7 protein-coding genes are annotated in these 7,040 nt (G+C 70.6%); 2 read left to right on the top strand and 5 right to left on the bottom strand.

What is annotated here, in order from left to right:
* The 4 genes from miaA to C667_RS18415 form a co-directional block, all read right to left on the bottom strand.
* Window positions 1-498, bottom strand: a 498-nt coding sequence (gene miaA / locus C667_RS18430; RefSeq protein ID WP_004374918.1) for a tRNA (adenosine(37)-N6)-dimethylallyltransferase MiaA, incomplete at its 3' end; no start/stop codon positions are given.
* 97 nt (window positions 499-595) lie between these two features.
* Entirely contained in the window at window positions 596-1,297 is a 702-nt protein-coding gene (locus C667_RS18425; protein WP_004374916.1) for a PEP-CTERM sorting domain-containing protein, read from the bottom strand.
* Window positions 1,298-1,568: 271 nt separating this feature from the next.
* Window positions 1,569-2,132: a FlgO family outer membrane protein gene (locus C667_RS18420; protein WP_004374914.1), complete on the bottom strand. Its 564-nt coding sequence runs from the start codon at window positions 2,130-2,132 to the stop codon at window positions 1,569-1,571.
* A complete protein-coding gene (locus C667_RS18415; RefSeq protein ID WP_004374911.1) occupies window positions 2,132-2,647 on the bottom strand; it encodes a hypothetical protein in 516 nt (171 codons plus the stop codon). The genes C667_RS18420 and C667_RS18415 overlap by 1 nt, the downstream gene beginning before the upstream one ends.
* A 433-nt stretch (window positions 2,648-3,080) precedes the next feature.
* Between C667_RS18415 and C667_RS18410 the strand changes: the two genes are divergently transcribed.
* Window positions 3,081-3,662 (top strand): YqaA family protein, encoded by a 582-nt coding sequence (locus C667_RS18410; RefSeq protein ID WP_004374908.1) that lies wholly within the window; start codon window positions 3,081-3,083, stop codon window positions 3,660-3,662.
* 162 nt (window positions 3,663-3,824) lie between these two features.
* Here the strand turns inward: C667_RS18410 and mutL are convergent, their stop codons facing one another.
* Window positions 3,825-5,729 (bottom strand): DNA mismatch repair endonuclease MutL, encoded by a 1,905-nt coding sequence (mutL, locus tag C667_RS18405; protein WP_004374905.1) that lies wholly within the window; start codon window positions 5,727-5,729, stop codon window positions 3,825-3,827.
* Between the two features lie 606 nt (window positions 5,730-6,335).
* On the opposite strand from mutL, the gene purN reads away from it, so the two are divergent.
* On the top strand, window positions 6,336-6,992 hold the full coding sequence (purN, locus tag C667_RS18400; RefSeq protein ID WP_004374902.1) for a phosphoribosylglycinamide formyltransferase: 657 nt from the start codon (window positions 6,336-6,338) through the stop codon (window positions 6,990-6,992).
* Window positions 6,993-7,040: the final 48 nt, after the last annotated feature.

The raw sequence follows: 7,040 nt of genomic DNA, 5'->3' as shown, positions 1-7,040 counted from the left end.
GGCGGCGGCCTCGGGGTCGAGGCGGGCGAGCTCGGCGTGCAGCGCCGGCCAGCCGCGCTCGGCGGCCTCGTCGTCGAGCGCACGGCGCAGCTCGGGGTCGGCCGCGGGCAGGTCGGAGAGCCCGTCGCGCAGCGCCTTGAAGTACAGCATGGTGCCGCCGGCCAGCAGCGGAAGATTGCCGCGCGCGACGATCTCGCCCATCAGGCGGATCGCGTCGGCGCGAAAGCGCGCGGCGGAGTAGTTCTCCTCGGGGCTGACCACGTCGATCAGGTGGTGCGGGCACACCGCGCGCTCTTCCGCGCTCGGCTTGGCGGTGCCGATGTCCATGTCGCGGTACACCAGCGCCGAATCTACGCTGATCACCTCCACCGGCAGAGCCTGCGCGAGCGCAAGCGCGCTCGAGGTCTTGCCGCTGGCGGTGGGGCCGAGCAGCAGCAGGGCGGGCGGAAGGGTGACGGGCGTGGCGTGGGTCAGATCGGGAGGTGCTTCAGTGGGCACGCGGGCAAGGGGGTCGCGACGACGCAGGGGGGTGGATTATCCCCCGCTACGTCGCGATCCGCCAGCACGGAGCCAACTGCACGGAGCCGCCAGCGTCTCAGGCTCGCCGCGCGCGGCGTCCGATTCCCAGCCCGGCAAGACCGATGGCCAGCAGGGAAAGGGAGACGGGCTCGGGGACCGGATTCTGCGAGATGGTGATCTCGCCGGCCAGCGCCTCGCCGTTGTCGCCCACCTCGCCGAGATAGAGATAGAGGCCTGTTGTGGACAGTGCCGAGCTCAGGTTGAAGCTGATCTTGCCACCGTCGCCGAGGCTGAGGAAACCGTCGGCTCCCGGGCCTGCGATGGATTCGCCGTCGAACAGTCCGAGGGTGGCGACGGCGTTGTCGACCGTGCTGCCGGTGGGGCCGGTGCCGAAGAGCTTGGCGTCGGCCGGATCGCGCTGTGCGCCCGGGGTGAACACCACCCCGCTCGAGTAGTTGAACGCGCTCAGCGGAGAAAGGCCTGCGACACAGACGGCCGTGGCGCATGAGGTGGTCGAGAGGATGATCGCGTCGAGGTCGAATCCGCTGAATTGACCGGTGGCGCCACCCAGGCCGCTGCTGTTATCCCGGATCGTGATCGACTGCAGCGTACCGATGGCCGCGGTCGACAGATCGGCACGGAAAACCACCGTGGCGGCCACAGTGCCGCCGGTGAAGCCAGTGAGCTGGGTCAGCGAGATCGGCGTTGCGTGGGCGAGGCCCGCTCCAAGGCCGGTCGCGAGGAGCGCAGTGGCGATGAACTGCTTGCGGATTTTCATGGCTCTCTCCTGTTCATGTTTTCAGATGGTGGCCACATCTCGAACGGTGCGAGCGTTCGTGTGTGACACATGAACTTGAGCAAGCGCTATGCCTGAGGTCCAGATCTTTGATTAAGCTAGATTTTTTGGCCCTGGAAGGCGCAATTTCCGATGCGGTGTAAAAAATGCCGACACTTTCGAGGGCGCTGTCGGACTTTGCGCCCCCCGTAGCCCGGGAGGCGATCGAGCCGGGAGCCGGGGCAGAGCCTTCGCTCGCCCCGGGCTCCGGTGATCAGCGGCTGCCGCGCAGCATCGAGCGCGTCATCGAGTCGAGCGGCAGGGCGTAGTCGTGCACCGCCAGCACCACGTTGGTCTCGGGCTGGATGACCTTGAGGTTCACGAACACCAGCTCGCTGCTCTGCGCATAGGTGCCCACCACCACCGCCTGGGCGTCGTGCGAGCTGGCGAGGTCGCGGATCTCGCGGGTGAGCATGAGCTCGCCCTGGTCGCGCGCCATGTAGACGTTGTTGCGGAACTTCATCTCGACCATGCGGTAGCCGGCGAGTGTGAAGCGCGCGGAGACCTGCTCCGAGATGAGGCGGCCGAGCGTGGAGGATTGCTCGAGCGCGTCGATGTTGACCACGGTGGCGGCGATCAGCGCCTGCGCCGGCGCGAGCTGGCCGCGCAGCTGCGCGAGCAGGCTGTCGGCGGCCGCGTAGTTGGAGGGGATCAGCGGGTTGGCCGCGGCGGCGTCGAAGCTGACCTCCTTGCGCTGCGCGACCGGCTCGGTGGCGCAGCCGGTGGTGACCAGCACGCTGGCGGCGAGGACGGCGGCGAGGATTGCAGGCTTGCGCATCATTCGCCTCCGACGATCTGGAAGGACTTGGAGCGTGCCTGCGGGGCGGCGAGATAGAGCGCCTCGTCAGCCGCGTCCGCGCGGAACACGCCGGTCTCGCGCGCGATGAACTGGCTGCTGTCGGTCACGCTGGTGCTGACGATGACTTCGAGCGCACCGGTGGCGTCGACGCCGGGCTTGACCTGGGTGTCCACGCCGACGCGCAGGGCGCCCGCCGGAGTGCGCAGCACCGGGTGGCCAGCTTCGAGCAGGGCGGTGATCAACTGGGTGGAGAAGGCGCGGTCGAAGGCCGAGGCGTCGGCATGCTGATTGACGAACAGCGCCGTCTGCGGGGCCAGGCGGGCGGACAGGCGCTGCGCGACGTCGCGGGCGAGGCCGTTCCAGTGCGCAGCGGAGTGCAGCGCGCTCTGCGAGACGGCTGCCGGGGCATTGGCCGCGGAGTCTTGATGGACGGGCAGGGCGCAGCCGCCTGCCAGCAGGGCCGCGGCGCTGGCCGCGGCGAGGGTCTTCTTCATGGAGCGCATTCTCCGGGACGGGGCACCGCGTCGACCGCAGGCGGTGAGGACGGTGTCGGGCAAGTGAAACGGCGTATGTCGCAGCTATGCCGAAAGCTAGCAGAAGCCCCGCTCCGACTCAATTCCGCCGCGTCGGCGGGTGAGACATAGTACCGCGTCGCGGCGCTGCACAAAAAACGGGCAGCAGGGGAATCCCCTTGCTCGCCAGCGCCTTGCACGACTTATCCACAGCTTGTCCCGGAAGCTGCTCACGCCCGCTGGGGAAAACCTCGTCCGTGTCCCCCGGGCCCGCCCCGACGGCGTGGGATGCCCCGGCCGCGTTCACGGTGGAATGCAACTTGCCGCTGCGATGCGCTCAAACCGCCCGTGCGCTGCGGGTATCATGGCGCCCACTGCGCACGGGCGGTCCGTGCATTTCTGTCGAGGTGTCTTCTTGAAGATCTTTTCGCCGCTGTACGAGCGGGCGATGGTGTGGTCGCGGCATCGGCGCGCGCCGTGGTTCCTGGGGGGGCTCAGCTTCGCCGAGTCGTCCTTCTTCCCCATCCCGCCGGACGTCATGCTCGCGCCGATGTGCCTGGCGAATCCACACCGTGCGTGGTGGTTCGCGCTCGTGACCACGCTGACCTCGGTGGCCGGCGGGCTCTTCGGCTACCTGATCGGCTACTACGCCTTCGACCTCATCGAGCCCTGGCTGCGCGGAAGCAACTACTGGAGCGCCTACGAGCAGGCGGTGGCGTGGTTTGACGCCTGGGGCTTCTGGGCGATCTTCATCGCCGGCTTCTCGCCGATTCCCTACAAGGTGTTCACGATCGCCGCCGGCGTGGCGTCGATGGCGCTGCTGCCGTTTACGCTGGCCTCGCTGGTCGGTCGTGGCGCGCGCTTCTTCCTGGTCGCGGGGCTGATGGCCTGGGGCGGCGAGCGCATGGAGGGCGCGCTGCGCAAGTACGTCGACCGCATCGGCTGGGCCACGGTCGCGGCGGTGGTGGTCGGGGTGCTGGTGTATCGGGCGGGATGATTCAGGAGCGCCGGAAAACGCGAGATCGGCGGCGCCGCACCCGCCGCAGCCGGTCGCGACCGCAGCTCCGGATTTCGCGGCTGCCGCCGCTCCTGCACGGCCCGGAAGCGCCGGGGGCTCTGTAGGAGCGCCGGCCGGCGCGAAAGCGGCGCCGGGCGTGCGTTACTGCCCGCGCATGAAGAAGCGGTCGAGCTCGGCGAGGCTGAGCTGCGTCCAGGTGGGGCGGCCGTGATTGCACTGGTCGGCGCGCTCGGTGGCCTCCATGTCGCGCAGCAGGGCGTTCATCTCGGGCAGGGTAAGCTGGCGGTTGGCGCGCACCGCGCCGTGGCAGGCCATGGTGGCGAGCAGCTCGTTGCGGCGTGCGGTGACGACCTCGGTGGCGGGGAATTCGCGCAGCTCCTGCAGCAGCTCGCGCACCAGCTCCGCCACCGGTGCGCTCGCCAGCAGCGCGGGCACGCTGCGGACCAAGAGCTCCTGCGGGCCGGCGGCAGCGATCTCGAAGCCCATGCCGACGAGCACCTCGGTGCACTCCTCGGCCGCCGCCATGTCCTTCGCCCCCACCGAGAACACCGCCGGGATCAGCAGGCGCTGCACCGCCGGGCGGCCGTCGATCACGGTCTTGAGTTTCTCGTAGAGGATGCGCTCGTGGGCGGCGTGCATGTCCACCAGCACGAGGCCGGCCGCGTTCTGGGCGAGGATGTAGATGCCGTGCAGCTGGCCGAGCGCGTAGCCCAGCGGCGGCGCCTCGCCCGCGGGAGCCTCCACGAGCGCAGGGTGGGTGCCCGAGGGACGTTCGGCGGATCGACCGGGCAGGCCGGCGGAGCCCGCCTCGCGTGCGCCCGCGGCGAAGTCGAAGTAGGCGCGGCTCGCCGACTCCATCGCCAGGCGTCCCTGCTGGGCGTGGGCGGGCGGCCAGGACCGCGAGGCTGCCTGGGTGCCGGCCGCAACGGAGGGCGGTGGCATGGCGCTCCCGAAGCCCGCTTGCGGGACTGCGCTCGACGCCGGCGAGGCCTGCAGCGTGCCGGCTCCTGGACCGGGGCCGGCACCCGCAGCCGTGGCCGCGGGTGCGGACACCTCCGCCGCGCGTCCCGCCCCGCTCTCGGCCAGCGTGCGGCGCACGGCGTGGAAGACGAACTGATGCACCGCGCGCGACTCGCGGAAGCGCACCTCGATCTTGGCCGGATGCACGTTCACATCCACCCCGGCGGGGTCGAGCTCGAGGAAGAGCGCGTAGGCGGGGTGGCGCGCGCCGTGCAGGATGTCGGCGTAGGCCTCGCGCACCGCGTGGGCGAGCAGCTTGTCGCGCACGAAGCGGCCATTGACGAAGAAATACTGCGCGTCGCGGCTGGCGCGCGAGTAGGCGGGCAGCGAGGCGAAGCCGGCCAGGCGCAGCACGCCGGCGTCGGCCTGGAGCTCGCGGGCGTGCTGCAGGAAGTCGTCGCCCATCAACGCGGCGACGCGCGCCGGCGGCGGCGAGGGCGGCAGGCGGTGGATCACGCGGCCGTTGTGGGCGAGCTGCAGGCCGATGTCGGGGCGCGCCAGCGCGACGCGGCGGAACATGTCGTCGCAGTGGGCGAACTCGGTGGCGTCGGTCTTGAGAAACTTCCGCCGCGCGGGGGTGTTGTAGTAGAGGTCGGCGACGTCGACCACGGTGCCGTGGTCGAGCGCCGCGGGCTCGGGCTCACGCCCGGCCTCGATGCGCCAGGCGTGGCTCGCGCCCTCGGCACGGCTGGTGATGCTGGTGCGCGCCACCGCGGCGATCGCGGCCAGCGCCTCGCCGCGAAAGCCCATCGTGCCCACGTGCTCGAGATCGTCGAGGGTGGTGATCTTGCTGGTGGCGTGGCGCTCGAGCGCGAGCGCGAGCTCGTCGCGTGCGATGCCACAGCCGTCGTCCGCGACGCGGATGCGACGCACGCCGCCCTGCTCGAGCTGCACCTCGATCGCACGCGCGCCCGCATCGACCGCATTTTCGAGCACCTCCTTGAGCACCGAGGCCGGGCGTTCGACCACCTCGCCGGCGGCGATCTGGTTGACCAGCAGGTCGGAGAGGCGGTGGATGTGGGGCATGGGGCGGCGACAGTCAGGCAAAGGCAGGATTATACGGGGCAGGGGAGGCGGCACGCCGGGCCGTGCGCCTGCCGCCTCTCCTGCCTCGGACGCAATCGTGACGGTTCATGCAGGAGCACCTACAGGGCTCCGGAAGCGCGTCGGTTTATGTAGGAGCGCCGGCAGGCGCGAACAAGGCGGCACAGTCCCTACCCACGCCCATCGCCCCGTCACCGCCCATTCGCGGCTGCCGCCGCTCCTACAGGACCCCGGAAAGCACGTCGGTTCATGTAGGAGCGCCGGCAGGCACGAATGCGGCACCACCTCGAACGCAACCGTGAGGGTCCTGTAGGAGCGCCGGCAGGCACGAATGCGGCACCACCTCGAACGCAACCGTGACGGCCCATGTAGGAGCGCCGGCAGGCGCTAATGCAGCGCTGCAGATACCGGCTCGGGCAACGAAGCCCGCCACCTTCGCGCCTGCAAAAACCGTTGATTTTGCCGGTGCGCGCCGGGAGCCTGGCGCGGGTCGGGTATCATCGCGGCCATGTTCCGGGGTGGGCGCCCGGCGGTCCACACGCCGACGCTCGGTCCTACGCCAAGATCTTTTCATCGTTCCAGCATCCCATGAAGTCCATCGTCATCCTCATCTCCGGCCGCGGCAGCAACATGGAAGCCATCGTGCGCGCCGGCATCCCCGGCGCGCGCATCGCCGCGGTGATCAGCAACCGGCCGGGCGCGGGCGGGCTCGAGTTCGCGCGCACGCACGGCATCGCCACCGCGGTGGTCGACCACAAGTCGCACCCCGACCGCGCCAGCTTCGACGAGGCGCTCGCCGCATGCATCGACGCCCATGCGCCCGACCTGGTCGTGCTCGCCGGCTTCATGCGCGTGCTCACCGACGCCTTCGTGCGCCGCTACGGGGGCCGCCTGCTCAACATCCATCCCTCGCTGCTGCCGTCCTTTCCCGGGCTGCACACCCACCGTCGCGCGCTCGAGACCGGGGTGAAGGTGCATGGCGCGAGCGTGCATTTCGTCACCGCCGAACTCGACGACGGGCCGATCGTGATCCAGGCCGCGGTGCCCGTGCTGGCCGGCGACGACGAGGACAGGCTGGCTGCGCGCGTGCTCGCGCAGGAGCACCGCATCTACCCGCAGGCGGTGCGCTGGTTCGTCGACGACCGGCTCGAGCTCGCCGACGGCCGTGTGCGCCTGCGCGACGCGTCGGCCCAGGATGGCGAGGCGCTGCTGGTGCCGGCACCCGACACGGGCGGGCGGCCGTGATGCGCGCGCGGTTCGCGCGCCTCGCGCTCGCCGCCTGCGCGAGCCTGG

It is taken from the genome of Thauera phenylacetica B4P (assembly GCF_000310225.1).
Lineage (GTDB): Bacteria > Pseudomonadota > Gammaproteobacteria > Burkholderiales > Rhodocyclaceae > Thauera > Thauera phenylacetica.
Note: the sequence above shows the minus strand (reverse complement) of the source record. Positions and strands in the feature narration are given on the sequence as shown.